Below are 24,995 nucleotides of genomic sequence, written 5' to 3' on the forward strand. Positions count from 1 at the left end.
GTCACCCCGCGACCACGTGTCGGACGGCACTGACGTGCGCCTCGCGATGACCCCCGAACTTCCGGCCGATCCGGAAGCGGCTGCGGCCCGGCAGGACCGGCTGCGCGACAACGGAGCTCGCTGACAACGGAACTCGCTAGGGGAACAGCTTGATCGGGTTCACGATGTCGGCGACCAGGGTGAGAATCATGTACGCGCCGCCGATCACCACCACCACATACGTCGCCGGGAGCAGCTTCATGTAGTCGACCGGGCCGCCGTTGGGCAGACCTTTGCGATTGCGCCACAGATTGCGCAGCTTCTCGAAGATCACCACCGCGATATGGCCACCGTCCAGGGGCAGCAGCGGGAGCAGATTGAATGCGCCCAGGAAGAAGTTCAGGCTGGCCAGCACCAGAACGAACGCACCCCAGAGCCCGTGCTCTGCGGTTTCGCCGCCGATCTTGCTGGCGCCGTAGACGCTGACCGGAGTATCGGCATCACGCTCGCCGCCGGTGACGGCATGCCACAGGCTGACCACCTTGCTGGGCATCTGGGCCAGCGAGGCGAAGGTGCGGCCGAACATATCGCCGGTGAAGACCACCGAGGCCGGAATCGCGGAGAGCAGACCGTGCTTCTCCGGACCGTAGAAGTCCTGTGCCACACCGACTTTGCTCACGTACACCGGCGTACTCACGCGCTCGGAGCTGTCGGTGGCACCGGATTTCACCGGGTAGGTGGCCACCCGCTCCGGCGTCACCGTGATCTGCAGCGTCTCGTCGCCGCGTTTCACGGTGTAGACGACCGGCCCCTCGGCCTTCTCGGTGATCGAACGGAAGTCGTTCCAGCTCTTCACCGGTTTACCGTCGATGGCGGTCACCAGGTCGCCGCGCCGCAGCCCCGCACGCTCGGCCGGGCCGGGCCCGCTGCACTGCTGCATCGAACCGTCTGGGTTCTGCGCGGCCACGCATCCGGCCGGATAGATCTGGGTGGCCGGCGGCGAATCCAGCCGCGGCAGGCCCCACGCGACGGCGAGCAGCACGATCAGCAGGAAGCCGAGGACGAAGTTCATCGCGATCCCGCCGAACATCACCACCAGCCGCTTCCAGGTGGCCTGCCGATACATCGCCCGGTGCAGATCCTCCGGCGGCACCTCGTCGAGCGCGGTCATGCCCGCGATATCGCAGAAGCCGCCCAGCGGCAGCGCCTTGAGCCCGTATTCGGTCTCGCCGCGGCGGAACGAGAACACCTTCGGCCCGAAGCCGATGAAGTAGCGGCGTACCTGCATGCCGGTGGCCTGCGCCGCCCACATGTGGCCACATTCGTGGAGCGCTACCGACAGCGTGATGCCGAGGGCGAACAGCACGAATCCGATCGCGAAGCCCATGCGGTGTGGAACCCTCCTGAATCAGTTGCTCACGAGCGTGCGCGCACGCTGCCGCGCCCACGCATCCGCCGCGAGCACCTCGTCCAAGGTACTGGGTTCGGCGGCCCAATGGTCGGCCGACTCGACCACCCGCGCGACCGTGCGCACGATATCGGGGAATCGCAACGCACCGGCGAGGAACGCCTCGACCGCGACTTCGTTGGCAGCGTTGTAGACCGCGGTGACACTTCCACCCGCCTTCCCGGCGCTGCGGGCCAACTCCACCGCCGGGAAGACCTCGTTGTCGACCGGTTCGAATTCCCAGGTGAACGCGGTGCCGAAGTCGATCGGGGCGAGCATCCCGGGTACCCGATCGGGCCAGCCCAAGGCCAGGGCGATCGGCAGTTTCATATCGGGCGGACTGGCCTGCGCCAGCGTCGAGCCGTCGGTGAAGGTGGCCATCGAGTGCACGATCGACTGCGGGTGCACCGTCACATCGATGCGGTCGTAGTCGATGCCGAACAGCATGTGCGCCTCGATCAGCTCCAAGCCCTTGTTCACCAGGGTGGCCGAGTTCAGCGTGTTCATCAGCCCCATCGACCAGGTGGGGTGGGCCTTTGCCTGGTCCGGGCCGACCGATTCCAGCATTTGGGTGGTCCAGCCCCGGAACGGTCCGCCCGACGCGGTCAGCACCAGTCGGGCGACCTCGTCGGCCCGCCCGCCGCGCAGACATTGCGCCATCGCCGAATGTTCGGAATCGACCGGGACGATCTGGCCGGGCGCGGCGGCCCGGGTCACCAGACTCCCACCGGCGACCAGCGACTCCTTGTTCGCCAGCGCCAGCCGCCGCCCCGACTCCAGCGTCGCCAGGGTGGGTCGCAGACCGAGGGCGCCGACCAGGGCGTTGAGCACCACATCGGCCTCGGTGCGCCGCACCAGTTCGGTCACCGCGTCCGGACCGGCAAGGGACACACCGAGTTTCGCCGCCGCGGCCGGGTCGGCCACCGCCACGTTGTCGGTGCCGGTGGCGCGGATCTGCTCGGCGAGCAGATCGGTGTTGCCGCCCCGCGCGGCCAGTCCGACCACCTGGAACCGGTCCGGATTGGCGGCGACGACCTCCAATGCCTGGGTGCCGATGGAGCCGGTGCTGCCGAGCAGCAGAACTTTCACGATGTCGGACACGCACTCATTGTCCACGGCGAACCGCCGCGCCCGTCACCCCGCTGGCTACGACGGGCGGTCGTATGCAAACATATTCTCGACAGTCACCTTCACGACCTGCGAACGCACGGTGCGCGACGCGCCGCGGACGCAGCGAACACGGAAATGATGGGAGCGAACGTGGCCGCCACGGAACTGGAACCCGCCAAGAGCGCCGGCGTCGTCACCAAGGTCGATCCCGCCGAGGTTCCCTCCGCCGCCTGGGGTTGGAGTGGTGAATCGCGGCGTACCTTCCGTATCGCCGGATGGGTCGTCGTCCTGCTGCTGCTGGCCATGCTGTTCGAGAACCAGCAGGGCGCCTCCTCCGGAACCGGCTGGACCGGATACATCTTCCTGATCGGCTTCGCGATCGCGTTGTCCGCCATCCTGATCCGCGACTCGATTCTGCAGCGCAAGCCGCGCTGACTCGGCTCGCGCGAAACCGCTCGACCGGCCGCTGAGGTCTCCGACCTCAGCGGCCGCGTCGTTTCCGGGGACCGCCGGATTTGCCGGCACGGGCCGGTTTCCCCGTGCCGCCGCGCCGGGCAGGCGCCGAATGCGAACCACCGGATCGCCCGTTGCCCCGTTGCGCCGCAGCGCCTTCGGCGGACCGTCCGCGGCGATCGCGTTCCTCGGCGGTACGGGAGCTGCGGGCCGTGCGACCACGCACCACGCCGATGAATTCCTCGACGAGTTCGGCCGGCTCTTCGATCGGCCAGGCCAGCGCGATCTGCGTGGGATCCACGTCGGTGAGCGGGCGGTAGATCAGATCGCGACGGTGGTGCAGCCGCGCCAGCGAGTGCGGCACCACCGCCGCACCGCCGACCGCCGCCACCAGCTCCAGCGTCGCGCCCACGGCATCGGGATCCGCGGCGTCCTGCAATCGTTCGCCGGCCAGATCGGCCATGCTCACCTCGTCGAACAGAGCGATCGGGTGATCCTTCTGCACCACCGCGACCGCGACCTCGTGGTAGAGCGGAATCGCGTGCAGGCCGTCGCGATCGATCGGCAGGCGCACGAAACACATGTCGACGCGGCCGTGGGTCAAGGCGTCCCGCTGCTCGGCCTGCGGCACCGCGACCGGTTCGAGCGGCGTGCCGGGAAACCGTTCCGCCCAGACCCGGGCCCACTTGGCGACGATGACGCCCGGAACGTATCCGATGCGCAGCGCGGGAGCAGAGTCGGTCATGCGGCAAGCGTATGGCACCGCGGCGACGGCTCGGCATCCGCCGGAGGACGGCCGTAACGCACCTAAGTGGCCACGAGTTCGACGCCGGTGGTCGAAACGATGCCGGCCGGGCGAACACGGTAGAAATGATCCAGCACTTCCAGCCACCCTCCCCGGGCACGCCCGGGCCGACCAGATCGGATATGTGTTGACGACCCCCTCCCCGGTTCCGATGGCTTCCGGTGGCCCCGGATTCGATCGGCCGCTGTTCACGACCATCACCGATTTCGCCGACCACACCCGGTGGCTCAACGACGCGATGCTGTGGTGGACCGATGCCGGGCTGGCGATCTTCGCGGTGCTGATGCTGATCGGCTGGTGGCAGGCGCGCCGACGCGACGACCGGTCGATGGCGCTGGCGCTGCTGGCACCGGTCGGCGTGGTCGTCGCGTACCTGGTTGCCGAGGTGGTGAAGGTGATCGTGGCCGAGCCGCGGCCGTGCCGGGGTGTGCCCACCGCCTATATCATCGAAAGTTGCCCGGTGGCGAGCGACTACTCGTTTCCCAGCGGCCACACCACCACCGCCGCCGCCACCGTCGCGGCACTGTGGCTGGTGAATCGGCGCCTGGGCTGGATCACGGCGATCTTCGCGGTCGTCCTCGCCTTCAGCCGGGTCTACGTCGGCGGTCACTATCCGCACGATGTGGTCGCCTCGGCGATTCTGGCGATTCCGGTGGCCGCTGCGGTCTGCCTGTTGCTCGCCCGGCCCGTGACGGCGCTGGTCGAACGGCTGCGCGGATCGGCGCTCGCTCCCCTGGTCGCCGATACCGGGAAGGCCCCGGTCCCGCGCCCGTGAATCGGGCCGGGCGAGGAGACCGAGCACGGCGGCGCCCGCACGAGCGCGCCCGCTATTCTGTGCGACGTGGCGGTGGGGCTCGCCACTCCGGCACCGTGCCGGAGCAACCGTGGTCGACGATCACCAACAGTCCCTACTCGAGGTCCGTCACGTTCGCGTTCGAGTAGGAGTCCTTCCGTGACCGTGTTTCGTCGTTTCACGTCCCGAGTCGACGCAGCCACCGATCGCCCGGCCGGTCCCGGCACCGAGGTCGGCGATCCCGCGCCGCGCCGGGAATTGCTGCGCGAACAGCTCCCGGTCCTGGCGGTCATCGCCCTCGGCGGCGGCCTGGGTGGGCTGGCCCGCTACGGCTTGACCGGCCTGCTGCCGACGCGGCCCGGCCGGTTTCCGTGGGGCACGTTCGCCGAGAACGTGCTCGGTTGCCTGGCCATCGGCGTCCTGATGGTGCTGATCACCGAGGTGTGGTCCGCGCACCGGCTGGTGCGGCCGTTTCTCGGGGTGGGGTTCCTCGGTGGTTTCACGACGTTCTCCACCTACGCCGTGGAGATCCGCGCTCTGCTGGCCGAGGGTGCGGCTGCGCCGGCGTTCGGATATCTGGCGGCAACCCTGGTGAGCGCGCTCGCGGCAGTGGTGGGCGGGGTCACCCTGGCGCGAATGGTGCTGCTGCGCAGGCTGATCCGCCAGGAGGCCCGGTGAGCGACAATCGCGCAGCGGGTCATCGGGCCGACCGGGTGCGGGTGTCCCGCAGAACACCGGAGGCCCGGTGAGCGACAATCGCGCAGCGGCACACCGCGCCGACCGGGTGCGGGTGTCCCGCGGAATTCAGGAGGAACGGTGACGGTGGTCCTGGTTCTCGTCGGTGCGATGATCGGCGCACCGGCGCGATATCTGACCGATCGCTTCGTCCAAGCCCGCCACGACAGCCTGTTTCCGTGGGGCACCCTCACCGTGAACATCGTCGGGTGCCTGATCCTGGGCGCGCTCACCGGCGCCGCGGCCGGCAGTCCGGTGCTGACGTTTGCCGGTACCGGCTTCTGCGGCGCCCTGACCACCTACAGCACCTTCGGCTACGAGACCGTCCGACTGCTCGAACAGCGCGCGACGTTCTACGCGACGATGAACGTCGTCGTCAGCGTCATCGCCGGACTCGGCGCGGCACTGCTCGGCTATGCGGTGGCGCACGCGGTGGTCGGTTAGCGGCGCGGCAGGACGCTCAGTCGTCGCGCTCGACCGACAGCACCGCCGCACTGTCGGCGTCGACGGTCACATCGACCTCGCCCCGGCCGTCGCGCAGGTCGACCTCCCAGACTCGGCGCCCGTTCTCGACGTCCGGCGCGGCGGACTGCACGGTGGCCCCCGGCACCGCCCGCTGCGCCGCCGCCACGGCCCGATCTCGGTCGGCGGATCGGTCCTCCGGTGCCGCGACCGGCTCGGCGTATCCGATCGGCGAGAACTCCACTCGCTCGGCGGAGTCGCCGAACCACCCGGCGCCGAGTCCGACCGCCAGGCCACCGAGTGCGACCATCGTGACGGCGGTGACTCCGACCAGCAGCCAGCGCAGCCCGCCACGGATCCGGCGCAATAGTGTCGTCATAGTGATTCCTCCTGTGCACGTGTGCTTTTCGATGGCGAGGTCACCGTCGCACGAGCGACCTGAAGGCTCGCTGAAGCCGGCTGAAGTTCCCTTCAGGAGGAATCTGCGAAGCTGACCGCATGCGTCTGCTCATCGTGGAGGACGAGAAGCGGCTGGCCGACACCCTGGCGAAAGGGCTGGCGGCAGAAGGCTTTGCGACCGATGTCGCCTACGACGGCATCGACGGCCTGCACCGTGCCCGGACGACGAGCTACGACCTGATCCTCCTCGACGTCATGCTGCCGGGGCTCAACGGGTACCGGCTCTGCTCCACGCTGCGCGCCGACGGGGACGACACACCGGTGCTGATGCTCACCGCCAAGGACGGCGAATACGACGAGGCCGAGGGCCTCGACACCGGAGCGGACGACTACCTGTGCAAGCCGTTCTCGTATGTGGTTCTGCTGGCCCGCATTCGGGCACTGCTGCGACGGCGGTCGCGCGGCGGCGCACCACTGCTGCGAGTCGGGGATCTCGTCGTCGATCCGGCGCGGCGCAGCTGCCGGCGCGGTGATCGGCCGGTCCAGCTGACGGCGAAGGAGTTCGCGGTGCTCGAACATCTGGCGGTACGCGCCGAGCAGATCGTTCCCAAGGCCGAAATCATCGAACATGTCTGGGATTTCGCCTACCGGGGCGACCCGAATATCGTCGAGGTGTACATCAGCGCCTTGCGCCGCAAGATCGATGCCCCCTTCGGATGCCGGACCATCGTCACGGTCCGGGGCGCCGGATATCGCCTGGTGGCCAGGAGTGCCTGAGTCGCGTACCGGCCGGGCGCGATGGTGGAGTTCGGTCCGGGCCCGCACGACGGCCGGGGCGACGGTGGTGGTGGCCGCGGCCCTGATCGCGGCCGGTGCCGCCGTCCTGACTGTGTTGCGCCACAACCTGATCGACAGCGCGAGCCTGCAGGCCGAGGCGACGGCTCGCGCGATCGCCACTCGGATCGCCGCCGGGGTCGACTACGCGCACCTGAATCTGCCCGATGCCGATGACCAACCGGTACAGGTGATATCGCGGCAGGGGGTGGTACTGGCCGCCGACGACGACCTCCCGCGGCGCCCGGTTCTGGGCACCGGGCGGCCCCCGGACGACCCTGCCGGCCAGATACTCCCGGTACCGGGCACAGGTCTGCCGGGCGATGACGAGGACCGGGACGACGACGATGACGAGGCGGACGAGCCCGGCGGGGACGACGAATCACTCGCGGTGTCCGGGCCGAGCCGAGTCGCGGGTGCGGCAGGCCGCGTCGGCTCGGATATCGCGGTCCGCGATCTGCGGTTACCCGTGGCCGACCGATCCGGCGGTCACGAATTCCGCGTGGCCGCACTGTCGGTCACCCCGCCGGATGGGGAACCGGTCACCGTCTACTCGGGTGTTTCGCTGGCCACCGCCGATCGGGCCGTCTCCGGTGTCCGCACCGCCATGCTGCTCGGCTTGATACCGCTGCTGGCCCTGGTCGCGACGGTGACCTGGCTGGTGACCCGGCGGGCGTTGCGCCCGGTCGAGGCGATTCGCGCCGAACTCGCCGAGATCGTCGACGGCGATCTGTCCCGCCGCGTCCCCGAACCCCCGGCACGCGACGAAATCGCGCGACTGGCCGCCACCACGAACACCACCTTGTCGGCGCTGGAAGCCGCCGCCCAGCGGCAACGCCGGTTCATCGCCGATGCGGCACACGAATTGCGCAGTCCGATCGCCAGCCTGCGGACGCAATTGGAGGTGGCCCGAGCCCATCCGGAGCTGCTCGAACTGGACGGGATACTCGACGACACGGTCCGCCTGGAGCATCTCGCGGCCGATCTGCTGCTGCTCGCGCGCCTGGACTCCGGCGAACAACCACGCCGTGACACCGTCGACGTGGCGGCTCTGGTGCGCGACGAGCTCACCCGGCGGGCCGGTGATCGCCACCCGATCACCCTCGAGCTGCCGGAGCCCGATTCGGATCCGCCGATCATGGTGCGGGGCAGTCGAATCCACCTGGGCCGGGTGTTGAGCAATCTGGTCGACAACGCGCAGCGTCATGCGGCCGGACTGGTCCGGGTGCGCGTGACCGGAGACGCCGATCGCGCCGTGCTGGAGGTCTGCGACGATGGGGCGGGAGTTCCGGAATCGGACCGGGAACGCATCTTCCGTCGTTTCGTCCGCCTCGACGACGCCCGCAGCCGCGACGACGGCGGGGCCGGATTGGGCCTGGCGATCGTCGCGGACGTGGTCGCGGGCCACGACGGCCGAATCGAGGTGGATACGAGCCCCGAAGGCGGAGCGCGATTCACCGTCACCCTGCCCGCCGCGGACGCGCCGACCTGACCGGCCCGATTATCTGCGGTCCCAGGTCAGTGCCAGATACATCCGCGCCCGCTCCCGCGGTGAATCGAGTTTGTCGCCGAAGACCTCGTGCAACCGGTCCATGCGGTACCGCACGGTCTGCGGATGGATGTGCAGCTCCTCCGCCATCGCGTGCCGATCGCCCATATTCCACAACCAGCTGCGCAGGGTTTCGACCAGCCGGTCCCGTTTGTTGTCGGGCAGTTCCCGAAGCGGTTGCAACACTTGCGAACGCAACGACTCGAGTAGCCATTCGTCCCGGTTGGCGATGATGGTGTCGAGTTCGTCGGCCACCACCACCGGCGACCCGGAGAGGACGCCCGATTTGCGCAGCCGCAGCGCGGTCCGGGCGATCCGCATTCCGGTGGGGAGCAGGTCGAGCGTGAGCGGATGCCCGATCACGACATCGCACCCGCGCAGCGCCCCGATCAGCCGGGTGATGCGCCCGCCCAGCATCGGATTGGGCACGATCGCGCCGACCGCGTCGTCTCGCCGGATCGGCAGGCAGTGCGTGCCGAGATGTTCGATCACACCGCAGGAGCGGGTATCGGCGGGATCGGCCAGGACCACCGCCACATCGGTGGGCAACTGCCAGCCGGCGCGCTCGGCGGCAATCCGGATTCCGATGGTGTCCGACCGGCCGGAAAGCAACAATTCCGCCAATTCCTCGCGGTGTCGTTCCCGCGCTGCGCTGGAGGCCGATTGCTCGAGCACATAACCGTGCGCCGAGGCCGCGGAGAATTCGTCGACGAAGGCGAATACCGCCTCGGCCAGCACCGCCAGCACCTCCGGACCGAGGTCGAGTTTGAGCGCCGTCTCGGCCACGTGATGCCATGCTGCCCGCGCGCCGACCTGGTACGCGCCGAGCAGATCCGACAGGTCGGCGCCGTCCTGCAACTGCTGGCGACCCACCTGTTCGAATACCAGCTGCGTGGGTGGCGGCACGCCCTCACCTGCGGAATCGCCTGGGCGCGGGCCGTGTTCGGCCAGGTCCAGCAGCCGGTGGACGAACAGCACGCCGACCTCGGCCACCTCGGGCCGGTGTTCGTCGAGATAGCGCGCGTAGTCGGGCCACTCGGCGGCGAGCAGATCACGGACCTCGTCCAGGAGATCGGGCATCCTAGCGTCGAGTTCCTCCGAGAGCTGCTCCAATGCGTCCGGTGTTATCGGAATTTCATTATGGGAATCGCTCATTCGAGTCCTCTCCGGCTCGATTATCGTCCGGATACAAAAAACACCAACCGGAATCACTTCGGCGGTTGAAGATTTGAGCCCTGGTTTGCGTTCACCATCGAAACATGGACGCAGCGACAGCCCCGGCCCGCTGGCTGCGGGCTCGTGAGAAGGAAGAGAACTTTCCCGTCGCGCTGCGGTGGCTACCACGCGAACCACGCCGGCATCTGCACGCGGTCTACGCAGCCACCAGGTTAATCGACCAGATCGGTGACGAAGCGCCCGGCGATCGTGTGTCGCAGCTGCTGGCCCTGCGTGCCGACCTCGCCGGCCTGTATCAGGGCCACCCGCCCGCCGATCCCGTCCTGCAGATGCTGGCCCCCACGGTGGCGGCATGCGACCTGCCCCAGGACGCGTTCCAGGAGTTGATCGAGGCGAATCTGATCGATCAGCGGGTGCACCGGTATGCCACCTTCGACGATCTGCTCGGCTACTGCCGCCTCTCGGCCGATCCGGTGGGCCGGCTGGTGCTCGCGGTCTTCGCCCAGTCCACGCCGGAGACGGTGGCCCTGTCGGATCGGGTCTGTTCGGCGCTGCAGGTCCTCGAACACTGTCAGGACGTCGCCGAGGACTACGCCGCGGGCCGCATCTATCTGCCCCAGCGCGATCTCGCCGAGGCCGGGGTGGCCGAATCGAGCCTGGCCACGGGCGGCCCGGGCGATCCGGCGTGCCGCGCGGTGGTGCTCACCCAGGTGGATCGCTGCGAAGCCATGCTCGACGAGGGCGCACCCCTGGTCGCCCGGCTGACCGGGTGGGCGCGACTCGCCGTGGCCGGATATATCGCCGGGGGTTGCGCGACCGTGCGCGCGCTGCGGGCCGCCGAGGGCGACGTCTGGACGGCCCCGGTGCGACCGCGACATGTCGACACCGTGGCCTCGATGGTCGCGTTGCTCGGCAAGGCGACGGTGGTGCCGCAGTGAGTATCGCCGTCGCCCCCACCGCCGCCGAGGCCTATCAGGCCTGTGAACAGATCACTCGCACCGAGGCGAAGAATTTCTACTACGGGATCCGGTTGCTGCCACCGGCGAAGCGTTCGGCTCTGTGCGCGCTCTACGCGCTGGCTCGCCGCATCGACGACATCGGCGACGATCAGGGCGAACCGGGCGCGAAAACCGAGGCCCTGACCCTGCTGCGCAAGGAACTGGACAAGGTGACCGGCGGTGCCGGAACCGATGATCCGGTGTTGTTCGCGGTCGCCGACGCCGCTCGCCGGTTCCCGGTGCCGATGGGCGCGTTCGGCGAACTGATCGACGGTGTGCAGGCCGACGTCGACGGTGTCAGCTACGCCGACTTCGACGAGCTCACCCACTATTGCCGCTGTGTGGCGGGGGCGGTCGGCCGGTTGTGCTTGTCGATCTTCGGATCCGGTGGCGATCCGGGCGCTGCGCTGTATGCCGATCAGCTCGGAATCGCCCTGCAGCAGACCAATATTCTGCGCGACATCCGCGAGGACCTGATCAACGGCCGCATCTATCTGCCCCGCGACGACCTGCGCCGCTTCGGTGTCCGGCTGGAACTCGACGCCGGCGGCGCCTTGAACGACCCCAACGGCGGACTGGCAGCGCTCATCCGCACCGGGGCCGAGCGCGCCGAAAACTGGTATTGCCTGGGGCTGCGCCTGATTCCGCATCTGGACGGACGCAGTGCCGCCTGCTGTGCGGCGATGGCGGGCATCTACCGGCGGCTCAACGAACGCATTCGAGCGAATCCGGTGGCCGTCTACGACCGGCGGCTGTCGCTGAGCGGACGCGAGAAGACCAAAGTGGCATCCGGTGCGCTGCTGCAGTATTCGATGACCGCCTTCGGGCGGGGCGGGCGATGACGCCGCGGGTGGCCGTGGTGGGCGGTGGGCTCGCGGGCATCACCGCGGCCCTGCGCTGCGCGGACGCCGGATATGCCGTGCGACTCTACGAAGCCCGGCCCTGGCTGGGTGGTCTGACCCATTCGTTCGCCCGCGGCGAGCTGTGGGTGGACAACGGCCAGCACGTGTTCCTGCGCTGCTGTGATCGCTATCTGGCCCTGCTGGACCGGCTCGGCGTGCGGGATTCGGTGCGGCTGCAGTCCCGGCTGGACATCCCCGTCGCCGGGGGCGGTCACCAGGGCCGATTGCGCCGGCTGCCGCTGCCGGCCCCGCTGCATCTGAGCTGGGCCCTGCTGCGGTATCCATGGCTGACCCAGGGCGCCCGGTTGCGGTTCGTGCGGGCCGCGCTCGCTCTGCGCGCGGTCGACCCCACCGATCCGCGCACGGACGCAACCAGTTTCGGGGACTGGCTGCGCGCGCACGGTCAGGACCGGGACGCCATCGACAGTCTGTGGGATCTGGTCGGCGTCGCCACCCTCAATGCCCGCGCCGACGACGTCTCGCTGAGCCTGGCCGCCACCGTCTTCCAGATCGGCCTGCTCACCGATGCCGGGGCAGCCGATATCGGCTGGTCCCGGATCCCGTTGCGGCAGTTGCACGGCGATGCCGCGGCGGCCGCCCTCAGCGCTGCCGGGGTGACGACGACGCACGAGAAGATCACCGCGATCCGCCGGGCAGCGCACGGATGGACCGTGGCCGGCGCCACCGGCGAAACCGCCGCGGACGCGGTCGTCTCGGCGGTGCCACCGGCGGTCGCGCAGGCGGTACTGCCTCCGGACGCGGTCGATCCGCCCGCGGATTGGGCTGCGGCACTGGGTAGTTCGCCGATCGTCAACATTCACGTGATCTACGACCGGCGGGTCATGCGCGAACCGTTGCGCGCGGGTATCGGCACGGTGGTGCAGTGGGTGTTCGACCGGACCGACGCATCCGGGCTGCACCGCTCCGGGGGCTTCCCCGCCGGGGCGCAGTATCTGGCCGTATCCGTTTCCGCCGCGGACGAATTCGTCGATCGTCCGGTGTCCACCCTGCGCCGGGAGTTCCTGCCGGCCCTCGAGCAGTTGCTGCCCGCGGCCCGCGGCGCGGGCGTGGTCGACTTCTTCGTCACGCGCGAACGGCACGCCACCTTCCGCCCCGCACCCGGCACCGCACGATGGCGGCCGCCCGCGGCCACCGCGCTGCCGGGCCTGGCGCTGGCCGGGGCGTGGACCGCCACCGGCTGGCCGGCCACCATGGAGGGCGCCGTCCGCAGCGGGGAAGCCGCTGCGGCCGAGGTCATTTCGCATCTGGCGGGCCTTCCGGCCCGCGCCGGCGCCGACGGCTCCGGTACGCCCGAACCCCGCACGCGGATATCGGAGGTGATCAGATGACGGTAACTACCCTGTCCACGGTCGACGCCGACGGTCATGCCGTCCGGTCGGCACTGTTCGACGCCGTCGGACGGCTCGACGATGCGATCCGGCCGGTGGTCGCCTATCACCTCGGCTTCTGCGACGAGCACGGCCGACCGGTGGCCGCCGCCAGCGGGAAATCGGTGCGGTCACGGCTCACCATGCTCGCCGCCCGCGCCGCCGCCGGTGACGATCTGTGTGCGATACCGGGCGCGGTGGCGGTCGAACTCGTGCACAACTTCTCCCTGGTACACGACGATCTGATGGACCGCGACGCCACCCGCCGCCACCGTCCCACGGTGTGGGCCGTCTGGGGCGATGCGGTCGCGGTGCTGGCCGGTGACGCCATGCTCGCGCTGGCACACGAGGTGCTGCTGGATTCGGGATCTCCGCATGCCGTCGCCGCCGCCCGGCTGGTCGGAAAGGCCACCCAGGATCTGATCCGCGGTCAGGCGGCCGACGTCGATTTCGAGCATCGCAACGATGTGACTCTCGCCGAATGTATCCACATGGCGATGGGTAAGACCGCGGCGCTGCTGGCGGCGAGCGCGGCGGTCGGCGGCGTACTGGCCGACGCTCCGCCGGCGACGGTCGCGGCGCTGCAGAGCTACGGCGACAACATCGGCCTCGCCTTCCAGCTCGTCGACGATCTGCTCGGCATCTGGGGCGATCCCGCGGTCACCGGCAAACCGGTGTTCTCCGACCTGCGCTCGCGCAAGAAGTCGCTGCCGGTGACCTGGAGCCTGGAATCCGGCCGCCCGGCGGGCCGCGCACTGGCGCAATGGCTCGCGCAATCCGGAGAACCCGGCGAGAACGACCTGAAGGCGGCGGCCGACATGGTCGAAACCGCCGGCGGCCGGCGCTGGGCGCGAGCCGAGGCCCGACGGCGGGTGCGGGCCGCCCAGCGAGCACTCGACACCGTACCGATCGCCCCCGACTGTCGCCGGGAGCTCGTCGCCCTGGCGGATTTCATCGTGGAACGGAGTGCATAGCAATGACAGTCACCGAAACCGGCAAGGCGACCGAGCGGCGGACCGCGGTCGAATCCCCCTGCGGGGCGGACGATCTCACGTCCGTGCGGACGGCCACCGATGCGGCGGTGCGGCTGCTGCGCGCCTCCCAGCACGAACAGGGCTGGTGGAAGGGCGAATTGGCCACCAATGTGACGATGGACGCCGAGGATCTGCTGCTACGGGAATTCCTCGGCATCTCCGACCCGGAGGTGACCGCGTCGGCCGCGCGTTGGATCCGCTCCCAGCAGCGCGCCGACGGGACGTGGGCGACCTTCCACGGCGGCCCCGGCGATCTGTCCACCACCGCCGAGGCCTGGGTGGCGCTGCGACTGGCCGGTGACGATCCGTCTGCGCCGCATATGCGCGCCGCGGCCGAATTCGTCCGCGCCGAGGGCGGAATCGAAGCGTCCCGGGTGTTCACCCGGATCTGGTTGGCGCTGTTCGGTTTGTGGTCCTGGGACGACCTGCCGAATCTGCCACCCGAACTGGTGCTCTTCCCGTCCTGGTTCCCCCTCAACATCTACGACTGGGGATGCTGGGCCCGCCAGACCGTGGTGCCGCTGACTGTCGTGGCCACCCTGCGGCCGTGCCGCCCCCTGCCGTTCGGGATCGACGAATTGCGCACGGGTGCACCGGCCGCGCCCCGCGCGCCGATCACCACGCTGGCCGGAGTGTTCCAGCGGCTGGACACCGTGCTGCACACCTACGCGCGACTGCCGCTGAACCCGGTGCGGCAGCTGGCGATGCGGCAGGCGGCGGAGTGGATCCTGGCCCGGCAGGAGGCCGACGGCGGCTGGGGCGGCATCCAGCCCCCGTGGGTGTATTCGCTACTGGCGCTGCATCTGCTGGGCTATCCGCTCGACCACCCGGCGATGCGCGCGGGGATCGAGGGCTTGGACGGCTTCGTGGTCCGGGAACAGACCCCTGACGGCGAGGTGCGCCGGCTGGAGGCCTGTCAGTCACCGGTCTGGGATACCGCGCTGGCCACGGCCGCACTGCTCGATGCGGGTGTGGCGCCCGACGATCCGGCCGTGCTGCGGGCCACCGACTGGCTGTTGGGCGAGCAGATCTCCGCCGGCGGCGACTGGCAGGTGCGACGCCCGCGGCTCGAGCCCGGCGGCTGGGCCTTCGAATTCGCCAACGACGTCTATCCGGATACCGACGACACCGCCGAGATCGTCATTGCGCTGCACCAGGTTTCGCATCCCGATCAGCCACGCCTGGACGCGGCGATCGAACGCGCGGTCCGCTGGACCACCGGTATGCAGTCGGCCGACGGCGGCTGGGGCGCGTTCGACGCCGACAACACCTCGATCCTGCCGACCAAACTGCCGTTCTGCGATTTCGGCGCCGTCACCGATCCGCCATCGGCCGATGTCACCGCGCATGTGGTGGAAATGCTCGCGGTCCTCGGCCGCGGCGACGAACGCGCATGCCGCCGCGGGGTGCGGTGGCTGCTGGACCACCAGGAGTCCGACGGATCCTGGTTCGGCCGCTGGGGCGCCAACCACATCTACGGCACCGGCGCCGCGGTCCCGGCGTTGGTCGCCGCGGGGATCAGCCCGCGGTCGACGGCGATCCGCGCGGCGGTGCGCTGGCTGGAAGCCCATCAGAACACCGACGGCGGCTGGGGTGAGGACCTGCGCTCCTACCGGGAGCCGGAATGGATCGGCCGCGGGGCGTCCACCGCCTCGCAGACCGCCTGGGCCCTGCTGGCGCTGCTCGCCGCCGAAGAACACGACTCCCCCGCCGTCCGGCGCGGTATCGACTGGCTGGTGCGCACCCAGCGCCCCGACGGCGGCTGGGACGAGGACCTGTTCACCGGCACCGGATTCCCCGGCGACTTCTACATCAACTACCACCTGTACCGCCTGGTGTTCCCGGTCTGGGCGCTGGGCCGCTACCTGCGCCGCCAGGCCGAACGGGACGGGAGCTGACGCGATGACGCGACCCGGAACGGTCTGTGCCCCACTGCGTTCGGAGTGGGCCGCACTGCGGGGTGCCACCTGCGCGCCCGTGGTGCGCACCGGGCGCGGGCCGCGGCGACGTTACCCGGACGCCGCCGCGGGCCCGCTCGCGGTGGCGGGCGTGGCCGGTGCCCTCGCCGACGGTCTACGCCCCGGCGATCTCGTGGTGGCCGGCGTGATTCGCGCCGACGGCCTCGAACTGCCCAGCCGGGCAGCGGTTCTGCTGCACGGTGAACTGCGCCGGCTGGGGCTGTCCGCCCGGCTGGGGCCGGTGTACTCCGCCGAACGCGTCGTCACCGGCCGCGCCCGTGCGGAGCTGGCGGGTTCCGGGGCGCTGGCGGTCGATACCGAAACGGCCTTTCTCGCCGCCGACGCACCCGCCGGACAGGCGGTCGCCCTCCGCGCGATCGTCGACACCCCGGATGCGCCGCTGCTGCACCCGGGCACGATCGGACGCGGGCTGCGAGCCTTGCGGTCGCTGCGCGCGGCGGCACCCGCACTGGATCGGTGGTCGGCGGCGACCGGCGAACGCGAGCTCCTGCTCGCCGGGCCGCGGTCGTTCTGCGCGGGCGTCGAGCGCGCGATCGAGATCGTCGAGCAGGCCCTGCGCCGATTCGGCGCCCCGGTGTACGTGCGGCGCCAGATCGTGCACAACAGCCACGTCGTGACTGAATTGGCCGGACGCGGAGCGGTTTTCGTCGACGAACTCGATCAGGTACCCGAGGGGTCCGTGGTGGTGCTGGCCGCGCACGGGGTGGCCCCGGAGGTGCGCCGGCAGGCCGAGCGACGGTCGCTGCGGGTGGTCGACGGCACCTGCCCGCTGGTGTCGAAGGTGCACGCGGAGGTCCGGAAATTCGCCGCCGCGGACAAGACCGTCTTCCTGATCGGGCACGCCGACCACGAGGAGGTGATCGGCACTCGCGGTGAGGCGCCGGAGAACGTGATCGTCGTCGCCGATCCGGACGACGCCGCGCGGGTCACGCCACCGGATCCGGATCGGGTCGCCTACGTCATGCAGACCACGCTGGCGATCGCCGAAGCCGAGGCCACGGCCTCGGTTCTGCGGCAGCGGTTTCCGGCGTTGAGCGTGCCGCGCAAGGACGACATCTGCTACGCCACCACCAATCGCCAGCACGCGGTGCGCGCAGTGGCTCGGGAATCGGACCTGGTGCTGGTGCTGGGTTCGCGCAATTCCTCCAATTCGCTGCGGCTGGCGGAGGTCGCCGCTGCCGAGGGAGTGGCGGCCCAGCTGGTGGAGGACGCCGGCGAGGTCGAGCTGAGCTGGCTGGCCGGCGCCCGCCGCATCGGCATCACCGCCGGGGCGTCGGCACCGCCGCATCTGGTGGACGACCTGGTCGAGACCCTGTCCGGGCTCGGCGCCGTGCGGGTCCGGCACATCAGCGTGACCGAAGAAAATATTCGTTTCAACCTGCCTCGGGAGGTGAGCTGAATGGCCATGCCATTCCGTCAATCCGTGCGTCTGGGAGCGTATCTCGCGAAACAGAAACTCCTGCGTCGCGAGAAGTTCCCCATCCTGGTGGAATTGGAGCCACTGTTCGCGTGCAATCTGAAATGCGCGGGCTGCGGCAAGATCCAGCATCCGCATACACTGCTCAAACAGCGCATGCCGGTGGAGCAGGCGGTCGGCGCCATCGAGGAGTGCGGTGCGCCGATGGTCTCGATCGCCGGTGGCGAACCGCTCATGCATCCACAGATCGACGAGATCGTCCGGCAACTGCTGGATCGCAACAAGATCGTCTTCCTGTGCACGAACGCGGTCCTGCTGCCGAAACATCTGCACAAGTTCACCCCGCATCGCAATTTCGCCTGGATGGTCCACCTGGACGGGTTGCGGGAACGGCACGACGCCTCGGTCTGCAAGGACGGCGTCTTCGATCAGGCCGTGGACGCGATCCGCCAGGCCAAGGCCGCCGGTTTCCGGGTGATGACCAACACCACCTTCTTCGATGTGGATTCGCCGCAGGACGTGATCGACGTCCTCGACTATCTCAACGACGAACTCGAGATCGACCATATGCAGATCGCGCCCGGATACGCCTACGAGAAGGCGCCCGATCAGGAGCACTGGCTCGGGGTGAAGCAGACTCACGAGTTGTTCTCCAAGGCGTTCGCCGACGGCCGGCGAAAGAAGTGGCGGCTCAACCACTCTCCGCTGTATCTGGACTTCCTCGAGGGCAAGGTCGACTTCCACTGCACAGCGTGGGCGATCCCCTCGTATTCGCTGAAGGGCTGGCAGCGTCCCTGCTATCTGCTCGACGACGGGTACGCGGCCACCTATCGGGAGTTGATCGACGACACCGATTGGAACGCCTTCGGGCGCGGTAACGACCCGCGCTGCTCGAACTGCATGGCGCACTGCGGCTACGAGCCGACCGCGGTGGTCGCGACGCTGGGCTCGTTGAAGGAGACGATCCGCGCCGCGGTCAGCTGACCGAACCGTCGTTCCACAGCCCCCGGAAGGTGAGCCACGCATGACACTCTCGCCGCGCGGGTCGGACCCGCTCGCCGCCCTCACCGGACCCGACGCGCTCGCCGCGCTGTCCGATGACGAACTACCCGTGCTGGCCCAGCGGCTGCGTGACCGGCTGATCGAGACGGTGACCGGCACCGGCGGACATCTCGGCGCCAGCCTGGGGACGGTGGAATTGACCATCGCCCTGCATCGGGTCTTCCGGTCGCCCACCGACGTTCTGATCTTCGACACCGGACATCAGAGCTACGCGCACAAACTGCTCACCGGGCGAGCGGACACCTTCGACACGCTGCGCCAGGCCGGCGGTATCGCGGGTTATCCGAATCGCACCGAATCCGCCCACGACTGGGTGGAGAACTCACACGCCTCGGTGAGCCTGGCCTGGGCCGACGGCATCGCCAAGGCGCTGCGGCTACGCGGGGAACACGACCGTCGGGTGGTCGCGGTGATCGGTGACGGCGCGCTCACCGGCGGCGTGGCCTGGGAAGGACTGAACAACCTGGGCGCCTCCGGTCATCCGGTGGTGGTGGTGCTCAACGACAACGGAAGGTCCTACGACCCGACCGTCGGCGCACTCGCCGAACATCTGACGGCGCTGCGCGAGGGCGACACTGTCACCGGAAATCTGTTCGACGCCCTGGGTTTCACGTATCTGGGGCCGGTGGACGGACATGATGTGAGCGCGCTCTGCGCCGCCCTGCACAAGGCCGCCGAATACGCCAAACCCGTTGTGGTGCACGCCGTCACGGTCAAGGGGCGCGGCTTCGGGCCGGCGGAGGCCGACGAGGCCGACCGCATGCACGCCTGCGGGGTGATCGATCCGGTGACCGGAACGCCCCGCAAGCCGCCGGCCCCGACCTGGACCGACGTCTTCGAGTCGGAGTTGGCGGCGATCGCGGGCGAACGGCCGGAGGTGGTCGCGTTGACCGCCGCCATGCGCCTGCCCACCGGGCTCGGCCGGATGTCACGCATCGCGCCGGAGCGGGTCTTCGATTCGGGCATCGCCGAACAGCATCTGCTGGCCTCCGCCGCCGGCCTGGCCGCGGCCGGGATGCACCCCGTGGTCGCGGTGTACTCGACCTTCCTCAACCGCGCGATCGATCAGATACTGCTGGATATCGCCCTGCACGACCTACCGGTGACCCTGGCCCTGGATCGCGCCGGAGTGACCGGCCCGGACGGCCCGAGCCATCACGGCATATGGGATCTGGCACTGCTGACCTGTGTGCCGGGTATGCGGATCGCCTGTCCGCGCGATCCGAGCCGAATCCGGGATCTGCTGCGCGAGGCGGTGTCGGCCGCCGGGCCCACCACCGTGCGCTATCCCAAAGCCACTGCGGGAGCGGATATTCCGCAGATCGCCCGGATGGACGGCATGGATATCCTGCATCGCGGCGCGCACCGCCCGCTGGACGTGCTCCTGGTCGCGGTCGGCCCGATGGCGGGGGCCTGCCTCCGCGCGGCGGAGGTCCTGACCCACAGCGGCCTGGGCGCCACGGTGGTCGACCCACGCTGGGTGTGGCCGATCAATCCGGGCCTGCCCGCGATCGCCGCGCGGCATCGGCTCACCGTCTGCGTCGAGGACGGGATCGCCGGAAACGGCGTCGGCGCCCAATTGATCCAGGCGATCGCCCGCGACGGCGGCGGGACGCACGCCCACGCGCTGGGGCTGCCGACCGACTTCATCGCCCACGCCTCCCGCGACCACATCCTGGCCGAATACGGACTCACCGGCGAGGGCATCGCCGCGGCGTGCCTGGAACGGTTACCCGCAACCGAGAGGATCCGATGACAGCGGTATTCCTGTCCGAGCCCTCGACTCCGACCCTGCGACCGCGGCGGCAGAGCCGGCGCATCCAGGTCGGCTCGGTTCCGGTCGGCGGCGGAGCGCCGATATCCGTCCAATCGATGACCACCACCGTCACCGCCGATGTCGAGGCGACCCTGCGTCAGATCGCCGAGTTGACCGCTGCCGGTTGCGATATCGTCCGCGTCGCGGTGCCCTCCCAGGACGACTGCGACGCACTGCCGATCATCGCGCGCCGCTCGGCCATTCCGGTGATCGCCGATATCCATTTCAATCCGCGCTACGTTTTCGCCGCCATCGACGCCGGCTGTGCGGGCGTGCGGGTGAACCCGGGCAATATCCGGAAATTCGACGACAAGGTCCGGGAAATCGCCGCCGCCGCCGGGGCGGCACGGGTGCCGATCCGGATCGGGGTGAACGCCGGATCGCTCGACCAGCGGGTCCTGGCGCGCCACGGCGGCCGGGCCACCGCCCCGGCCCTGGTCGAATCGGCACTGTGGGAGGCCGGTCTGTTCGAGGAGCACGGCTTCACGGATCTGAAGATCTCGGTGAAGCACAACGATCCGCTCGTGATGATCCAGGCCTATCGACTGCTCGCGCAGCGCTGCGACTATCCGCTGCATCTCGGCGTCACCGAGGCCGGGCCACCGCTGCAGGGCACCGCGAAGTCGGCGAGCGCCTTCGGCATTCTGCTGTCGGAGGGCATCGGCGACACCATCCGGGTCTCCCTGTCCGCGCCGCCGGTGGAGGAGGTGAAGGTCGGCCACCACATCCTCGCCGGATTGGGCCTGCGGCCCCGCACCCTCGACATCGTGTCCTGTCCGACCTGCGGCCGCTGCCAGGTCGACGTCTTCGCATTGACCAAGCGGGTCGAAGAGGCCTTCCGCGACTTCCCGGCCCCGCTGCGGGTCGCGGTGATGGGCTGCATCGTCAACGGACCGGCGAGTCCCGGGAGGCCGATATCGGCGTGTCGGCGGGCAACCACAAGGGCCAGATCTTCGTTCGGGGCGAGGTGGTGCGGACGGTCTCGGAGTCGATGATCGTCGAGGCGCTGATCGAAGAGGCGCTGACCTTGATCGGCGAATCGCCGGAGCACTGACTCGGACATACCTCGCATACCACCCAACCTGCTGTGATGCACATTCGCTACAGACCTGCAGGATTGGACCTGCGGCGTAGGTATGCCTTACCTTTGGACGGTGAGCTGGGCCGAGGCTGTACCGAATCTGCTGATCTGCCTGCGGGAGGGCCTCGAGGCGGGACTCGTGGTGACGATCCTGCTGGCCGCCGTGCGCAAGACGTCGACGCCCGAACGCCCGGTCTCCGCCACTCCGGTCTGGCTCGGCCTGCTCGGCGCGGTGTCGGTCGCGGCGAGCTTCGCCGCCGTGCTCACCTACTCCACCAGCGTGCTGTCGAATTCCGGACAGGAAATCGTCGGCGGCACGCTCAGCGTCATCGCCGTCGGGCTGGTCACCGCGATGGTGTTCTGGATGCGCCGCACCGCGGCCTCACTGTCCGGACATCTGCGCGGCGAGGTGGCCAGGGCCACCGCGATCGGCGCGGGTGCGCTGGCCGTCACCGCGTTCATGGCGGTCGGGCGCGAAGGTCTGGAATCGACGCTGTTCGTATGGACCGCGGTCAAGGCCTCCGGCACCACCGTCGCACCCCTCGTCGGCGCCGTGCTGGGTTTCGCCGCCGCGGTGGTGCTGTGCTGGTTGCTGTACCGGCAGTCGGTGAAACTCAACCTCGGTGTCTTCTTCAACCGCACCGCGTTCGCGCTGATCGTCATCGCGGCCGGCGTGCTGTCCTACGGCCTCGGTGATCTGCAGGACGCCGGGATTCTGCCCGGGCGCCACTGGGTCGCCTTCGACCTGTCGGCACATCTCGACCCGAACTCCTGGTGGGTCTCGATCATCACCGGCATCACCGAACTCACCCCGCGCATGACGGTGCTGCAGGTCGTCGGCTGGGTCGTCTACTTGGCGGTGGTGATCCCGCTGTTCGTCCGGGCGGGGCGCCAGGCCGCGTCGAAGGCGCCGGCCGCGGCCGCACCGCCGGCCGCGGCCGCACCGGCAGGAGCCGCTGCTGCGACCGGTTCGACCGCTGCGGCTACCTCGACGGCGGCTCCTGCTCCGGCAGGTACCGAGCCGGGCTCGGCCGCACCGGCGACCCCGTCCGTCGAGCCCGAACACACGCCGGACTGGTGGGAGCGGGTCGCCGGGCCGCGACCGGTGCTCGTCGGCGCGGTCCTGGTGCTGGTTCCGGCCATCGCCGCCGGGGTGGCGATCGCGATGCTGCCGTCGAGCGGTTCCGGCAAGGCCCAGGCGGTGTCGGTGACCGACAGCTCGTGCGCCGCGGAATGGAAGTCCGGCCGGGCCGGCACCCAGACGTTCGAAGTGCAGAACAAGACGTCCAAGGCCGGCGAGATCAACCTGGTGAACTCCGGTGGCGCGGTCGTCGGCGAAATCGAGACGATCGGACCCGCGACCACCGCCAATCTGACCGCGACCCTGAGCAACGGCACCTACACCATGCAGTGTCTGATGTCCGGCAAGCCGGTGACCTCCTCGGCCGCGGTGCAGGTCAGCGGCGAAGCGGGCGACGCCCCACCGGCGGTCAAGCGCGTCACCGAAGAGGATCTGAAGGCGCCGAACAGCGCCTACCAGGCGTATGCGGCCGGCGTACTGACCCGGCTCTCCGGCCGGGTCGACGCGATCGGCAACGACCTTCGAGGCGGCAATATCGCTGCTGCACAAGCCGATTGGCTGGCCGCGCAGCAGGAATGGGAACGGGTCGGGGCCTCCTACAACAGCTTCGGCGCCGCCGGCACCGCGGTCTCGGGCCTGCCCGACGGACTGCCGGGCGGTGTGCAGGACTCCGATTTCACCGGTCTGCACCGCCTGGAGTACGGCCTGTGGCACGGGCAGCGGCCGGATCAGCTCCTGCCCGTAGTCGATCGGCTCCGCGGCGATATCGCACATATCCAGCAGAACCTGGGCAGTGACGACCTCGCGGGGGATCCGAAGAATCTGCCGCTGCGGGCACACGAAATCCTCGAAGATGCCCAGCGCGACCATATTTCGGGTATCGACGACCAGGGCGCCGGCGCCGCGTATCCGATGACGCTCGCCGATATCGACGTCACCCGGTCCGTCCTCGATCAGCTCGCGCCGCTCATCGACCCCCGGGCGCCGCAACTGCGCGCCACGTTGCGCACTCGCCTCGACGAATTGCAGGCGGCCGTGCAGGCCACCCAGGACCACAGCCACTGGCGGTCGCCGGCGCAGACTCCGCCCGCCGCCCGGCAGGCCGTCAACGCCCGCCTCGGCGCCGCCCTCGAGGAACTCGCCAAAGTTCCGCGACTGCTCGAAGTACCGATCTCGCACTGATCATGCCGACCCACCGAACGACCAGTAAGGCTCCCCGATGAATGTCAGCCGCCGCCGCTTCCTTTCCGGCGCCGCCGCCGGTGCCGCCGGAACCGCGCTGACCGCCGGCCTGCTCGCCGAGGGTGCGCGCAAGGATGCCGACGCCGCCACCGTCGGCGCACCGAAGGCCGAACCGAGTTACCCCTTCCACGGCGAACATCAGGCGGGCATCCTCACTCCGGGCCCCGCCGCCAAGCAGAACGCGGCCTGCTTCGCCGCCTTCGATGTCACCGCGCGCAGCCGTGCGGAATTGACCGAGGCGATGAAGACGCTCACCGCCCGGGCCCGCTTTCTCACCGCCGGTGGCACCCCGCCGGACCTGGGGCTGGGCGAACCCCCATCGGACAGTGCGGTACTCGGCCCGGAGGTGATCGCGGACGGGCTGACCGTCACCACCGGCGTGGGCGCGAGCCTGTTCGACGATCGCTTCGGGCTGGCCAAGGCCAAACCGGCCCGTCTCGCTCCGATGCGGATCTTCCCCAACGACACCCCGGACCCCGCCTGGATGCACGGCGATCTGCTGATCCAGCTGTGCGCTCACCACCCCGACACCGTCCACCACGCGTTGCGCGATATCACCCGCCAGACCCGTGGCGCCCTGCAATTGCGCTGGAAGATCGACGGCTACAACTCACCGCCTCGCCCCTCGGGGACCGGCCGGAACCTGTTGGGGTTCAAGGACGGTACCGCCAACCCGACCGGCGCCGAGGCCGAGTCACTGATCTGGACCGACGGCGACGGCGAACCGGATTGGACCCGCGGCGGCACCTATCAGGTGGTTCGCCTGATCCGCATGCTCGTCGAATTCTGGGACCGCGTCTCGATCAACGAGCAGGAGAACATGTTCGGCCGGCGCCGCGATTCCGGGGCACCGCTGGACGGCAATCAGGAATTCGACACCCCGAACTACGAGGCCGACCCCGAAGGTTCGGTCATCCCGCTGGACTCACATATTCGCCTGGCCAACCCCCGCACCCCGGAAACGGCCCGCCAGCAGCTGGTTCGCCGCTCCTACAATTACGACCTCGGCGTCGAACCCAACGGCAATATGGCCTCCGGCCACATCTTCACCTGCTTCCAGCAGGACGTGGTCCGCCAGTTCGAGGCCATCCAGACCAGATTGATCGACGAGCCCCTCACCGACTACGTTCAGCCGTTCGGCGGCGGGTATTTCTTCGCGCTGCCGGGCGTGCGCGACGAGAAGGATTGGTACGCACGGGCATTGCTGAGCTGACCGCGGCGCCGGGCCCGCGCCCGACTTGACGGCTCCGCAA

The 24,995-nt window shown here is 69.5% G+C and carries 21 protein-coding genes and 1 pseudogene; 17 read left to right on the forward strand and 5 right to left on the reverse strand.

What is annotated here, in order from left to right; all coding sequences use genetic code 11:
- Positions 1-136: 136 nt before the first annotated feature.
- Both ON37_RS16440 and dxr read right to left on the reverse strand, forming a co-directional pair.
- The gene (locus ON37_RS16440; RefSeq protein WP_040720445.1) at positions 137-1,366 is read right to left on the reverse strand and encodes a M50 family metallopeptidase; all 1,230 of its coding nucleotides are present in this window, start codon (positions 1,364-1,366) and stop codon (positions 137-139) included.
- Positions 1,367-1,387: 21 nt separating this feature from the next.
- Positions 1,388-2,527: a 1-deoxy-D-xylulose-5-phosphate reductoisomerase gene (dxr, locus tag ON37_RS16445; protein ID WP_040720514.1), complete on the reverse strand. Its 1,140-nt coding sequence runs from the start codon at positions 2,525-2,527 to the stop codon at positions 1,388-1,390.
- 159 nt (positions 2,528-2,686) lie between these two features.
- Between dxr and ON37_RS16450 the strand changes: the two genes are divergently transcribed.
- Positions 2,687-2,971 (forward strand): DUF2631 domain-containing protein, encoded by a 285-nt coding sequence (locus ON37_RS16450; RefSeq protein ID WP_085997317.1) that lies wholly within the window; start codon positions 2,687-2,689, stop codon positions 2,969-2,971.
- Positions 2,972-3,017: 46 nt separating this feature from the next.
- On the opposite strand, the gene ON37_RS16455 is transcribed toward ON37_RS16450, so the two are convergent.
- On the reverse strand, positions 3,018-3,734 hold the full coding sequence (locus ON37_RS16455; RefSeq protein ID WP_040720446.1) for a LysR substrate-binding domain-containing protein: 717 nt from the start codon (positions 3,732-3,734) through the stop codon (positions 3,018-3,020).
- A 187-nt stretch (positions 3,735-3,921) separates the two neighbouring features.
- On the opposite strand from ON37_RS16455, the gene ON37_RS16460 reads away from it, so the two are divergent.
- The 3 genes from ON37_RS16460 (at position 3,922) to crcB (ON37_RS16470) (ending at position 5,766) form a co-directional block, all read left to right on the forward strand.
- Positions 3,922-4,569 carry a phosphatase PAP2 family protein gene (locus ON37_RS16460; protein ID WP_040720516.1) on the forward strand — a complete coding sequence of 216 codons (648 nt, stop codon included), beginning with the start codon at positions 3,922-3,924 and terminating at the stop codon, positions 4,567-4,569.
- Between the two features lie 177 nt (positions 4,570-4,746).
- A complete protein-coding gene (gene crcB / locus ON37_RS16465) occupies positions 4,747-5,265 on the forward strand; it encodes a fluoride efflux transporter CrcB (protein WP_305082359.1) in 519 nt (172 codons plus the stop codon).
- A gap of 138 nt (positions 5,266-5,403) precedes the next feature.
- Positions 5,404-5,766, forward strand: coding sequence for a fluoride efflux transporter CrcB (gene crcB / locus ON37_RS16470; RefSeq protein ID WP_040720447.1), 363 nt, complete (start codon positions 5,404-5,406; stop codon positions 5,764-5,766).
- Between the two features lie 16 nt (positions 5,767-5,782).
- Here crcB (ON37_RS16470) and ON37_RS16475 read toward each other — a convergent pair whose 3' ends face one another.
- Positions 5,783-6,163, reverse strand: coding sequence for a PepSY domain-containing protein (locus ON37_RS16475; RefSeq protein WP_040720448.1), 381 nt, complete (start codon positions 6,161-6,163; stop codon positions 5,783-5,785).
- Positions 6,164-6,282: 119 nt separating this feature from the next.
- On the opposite strand from ON37_RS16475, the gene ON37_RS16480 reads away from it, so the two are divergent.
- A complete protein-coding gene (locus ON37_RS16480) occupies positions 6,283-6,960 on the forward strand; it encodes a response regulator (protein ID WP_040720449.1) in 678 nt (225 codons plus the stop codon).
- Positions 6,953-8,509, forward strand: a complete 1,557-nt coding sequence (locus ON37_RS16485; protein ID WP_040720450.1) for a sensor histidine kinase — start codon at positions 6,953-6,955, stop codon at positions 8,507-8,509. Before ON37_RS16480 ends, ON37_RS16485 begins: the two co-directional genes overlap by 8 nt.
- 9 nt (positions 8,510-8,518) lie before the next feature.
- On the opposite strand, the gene ON37_RS16490 is transcribed toward ON37_RS16485, so the two are convergent.
- The gene (locus ON37_RS16490; RefSeq protein ID WP_051031669.1) at positions 8,519-9,721 is read right to left on the reverse strand and encodes a PucR family transcriptional regulator; all 1,203 of its coding nucleotides are present in this window, start codon (positions 9,719-9,721) and stop codon (positions 8,519-8,521) included.
- Positions 9,722-9,825: 104 nt separating this feature from the next.
- Between ON37_RS16490 and hpnC the strand changes: the two genes are divergently transcribed.
- The 11 genes and pseudogenes from hpnC (at position 9,826) to efeB (ending at position 24,955) form a co-directional block, all read left to right on the forward strand.
- A complete protein-coding gene (gene hpnC / locus ON37_RS32455; RefSeq protein ID WP_040720451.1) occupies positions 9,826-10,680 on the forward strand; it encodes a squalene synthase HpnC in 855 nt (284 codons plus the stop codon).
- Positions 10,681-10,682: 2 nt separating this feature from the next.
- A complete protein-coding gene (gene hpnD, locus ON37_RS32460; RefSeq protein ID WP_040720519.1) occupies positions 10,683-11,582 on the forward strand; it encodes a presqualene diphosphate synthase HpnD in 900 nt (299 codons plus the stop codon).
- On the forward strand, positions 11,579-12,991 hold the full coding sequence (hpnE, locus tag ON37_RS16505; RefSeq protein ID WP_040720452.1) for a hydroxysqualene dehydroxylase HpnE: 1,413 nt from the start codon (positions 11,579-11,581) through the stop codon (positions 12,989-12,991). Before hpnD ends, hpnE begins: the two co-directional genes overlap by 4 nt.
- Complete coding sequence (locus tag ON37_RS16510; RefSeq protein WP_051031670.1) at positions 12,988-14,004, forward strand: polyprenyl synthetase family protein; 1,017 nt, start codon at positions 12,988-12,990, stop codon at positions 14,002-14,004. Before hpnE ends, ON37_RS16510 begins: the two co-directional genes overlap by 4 nt.
- A 2-nt stretch (positions 14,005-14,006) precedes the next feature.
- Entirely contained in the window at positions 14,007-15,962 is a 1,956-nt protein-coding gene (gene shc / locus ON37_RS16515; protein ID WP_083893049.1) for a squalene--hopene cyclase, read from the forward strand.
- Positions 15,963-15,966: 4 nt separating this feature from the next.
- Positions 15,967-17,442, forward strand: a complete 1,476-nt coding sequence (gene ispH, locus ON37_RS16520) for a 4-hydroxy-3-methylbut-2-enyl diphosphate reductase (protein WP_040720454.1) — start codon at positions 15,967-15,969, stop codon at positions 17,440-17,442.
- A complete protein-coding gene (gene hpnH, locus ON37_RS16525) occupies positions 17,443-18,444 on the forward strand; it encodes an adenosyl-hopene transferase HpnH (RefSeq protein ID WP_040720455.1) in 1,002 nt (333 codons plus the stop codon). It abuts the gene before it with no gap.
- A gap of 40 nt (positions 18,445-18,484) precedes the next feature.
- Positions 18,485-20,278: a 1-deoxy-D-xylulose-5-phosphate synthase gene (locus ON37_RS16530; RefSeq protein ID WP_051031671.1), complete on the forward strand. Its 1,794-nt coding sequence runs from the start codon at positions 18,485-18,487 to the stop codon at positions 20,276-20,278.
- A pseudogene (gene ispG / locus ON37_RS16535) lies at positions 20,275-21,392 on the forward strand (flavodoxin-dependent (E)-4-hydroxy-3-methylbut-2-enyl-diphosphate synthase). The gene ON37_RS16530 and the pseudogene ispG overlap by 4 nt, the downstream one beginning before the upstream one ends.
- 82 nt (positions 21,393-21,474) lie before the next feature.
- Positions 21,475-23,682 (forward strand): iron uptake transporter permease EfeU, encoded by a 2,208-nt coding sequence (efeU, locus tag ON37_RS16540; protein ID WP_051031672.1) that lies wholly within the window; start codon positions 21,475-21,477, stop codon positions 23,680-23,682.
- A 37-nt stretch (positions 23,683-23,719) separates the two neighbouring features.
- Positions 23,720-24,955: an iron uptake transporter deferrochelatase/peroxidase subunit gene (gene efeB / locus ON37_RS16545; protein ID WP_040720458.1), complete on the forward strand. Its 1,236-nt coding sequence runs from the start codon at positions 23,720-23,722 to the stop codon at positions 24,953-24,955.
- The last annotated feature ends 40 nt before the right edge of the window (positions 24,956-24,995 follow it).

The sequence above is a fragment of the Nocardia veterana NBRC 100344 genome (genome assembly GCF_000308855.1).
GTDB lineage: Bacteria > Actinomycetota > Actinomycetes > Mycobacteriales > Mycobacteriaceae > Nocardia > Nocardia veterana.

Bases quoted from the DNA above. Each gene is read 5' to 3' on its own strand.
- ON37_RS16440 (WP_040720445.1), bottom strand. From the start codon at position 1,366: ATGGGCTTCGCGATCGGATTCGTGCTGTTCGCCCTCGGCATCACGCTG.
- ON37_RS16510 (WP_051031670.1), top strand. From the start codon at position 12,988: ATGACGGTAACTACCCTGTCCACGGTCGACGCCGACGGTCATGCCGTC.
- efeB (WP_040720458.1), top strand. From the start codon at position 23,720: ATGAATGTCAGCCGCCGCCGCTTCCTTTCCGGCGCCGCCGCCGGTGCC.
- efeU (WP_051031672.1), top strand. From the start codon at position 21,475: ATGCCTTACCTTTGGACGGTGAGCTGGGCCGAGGCTGTACCGAATCTG.
- hpnH (WP_040720455.1), top strand. From the start codon at position 17,443: ATGGCCATGCCATTCCGTCAATCCGTGCGTCTGGGAGCGTATCTCGCG.
- shc (WP_083893049.1), top strand. From the start codon at position 14,007: ATGACAGTCACCGAAACCGGCAAGGCGACCGAGCGGCGGACCGCGGTC.
- ON37_RS16455 (WP_040720446.1), bottom strand. From the start codon at position 3,734: ATGACCGACTCTGCTCCCGCGCTGCGCATCGGATACGTTCCGGGCGTC.
- hpnC (WP_040720451.1), top strand. From the start codon at position 9,826: ATGGACGCAGCGACAGCCCCGGCCCGCTGGCTGCGGGCTCGTGAGAAG.
- ON37_RS16530 (WP_051031671.1), top strand. From the start codon at position 18,485: ATGACACTCTCGCCGCGCGGGTCGGACCCGCTCGCCGCCCTCACCGGA.
- ON37_RS16475 (WP_040720448.1), bottom strand. From the start codon at position 6,163: ATGACGACACTATTGCGCCGGATCCGTGGCGGGCTGCGCTGGCTGCTG.
- ispH (WP_040720454.1), top strand. From the start codon at position 15,967: ATGACGCGACCCGGAACGGTCTGTGCCCCACTGCGTTCGGAGTGGGCC.
- ON37_RS16490 (WP_051031669.1), bottom strand. From the start codon at position 9,721: ATGAGCGATTCCCATAATGAAATTCCGATAACACCGGACGCATTGGAG.
- ON37_RS16480 (WP_040720449.1), top strand. From the start codon at position 6,283: ATGCGTCTGCTCATCGTGGAGGACGAGAAGCGGCTGGCCGACACCCTG.
- hpnE (WP_040720452.1), top strand. From the start codon at position 11,579: ATGACGCCGCGGGTGGCCGTGGTGGGCGGTGGGCTCGCGGGCATCACC.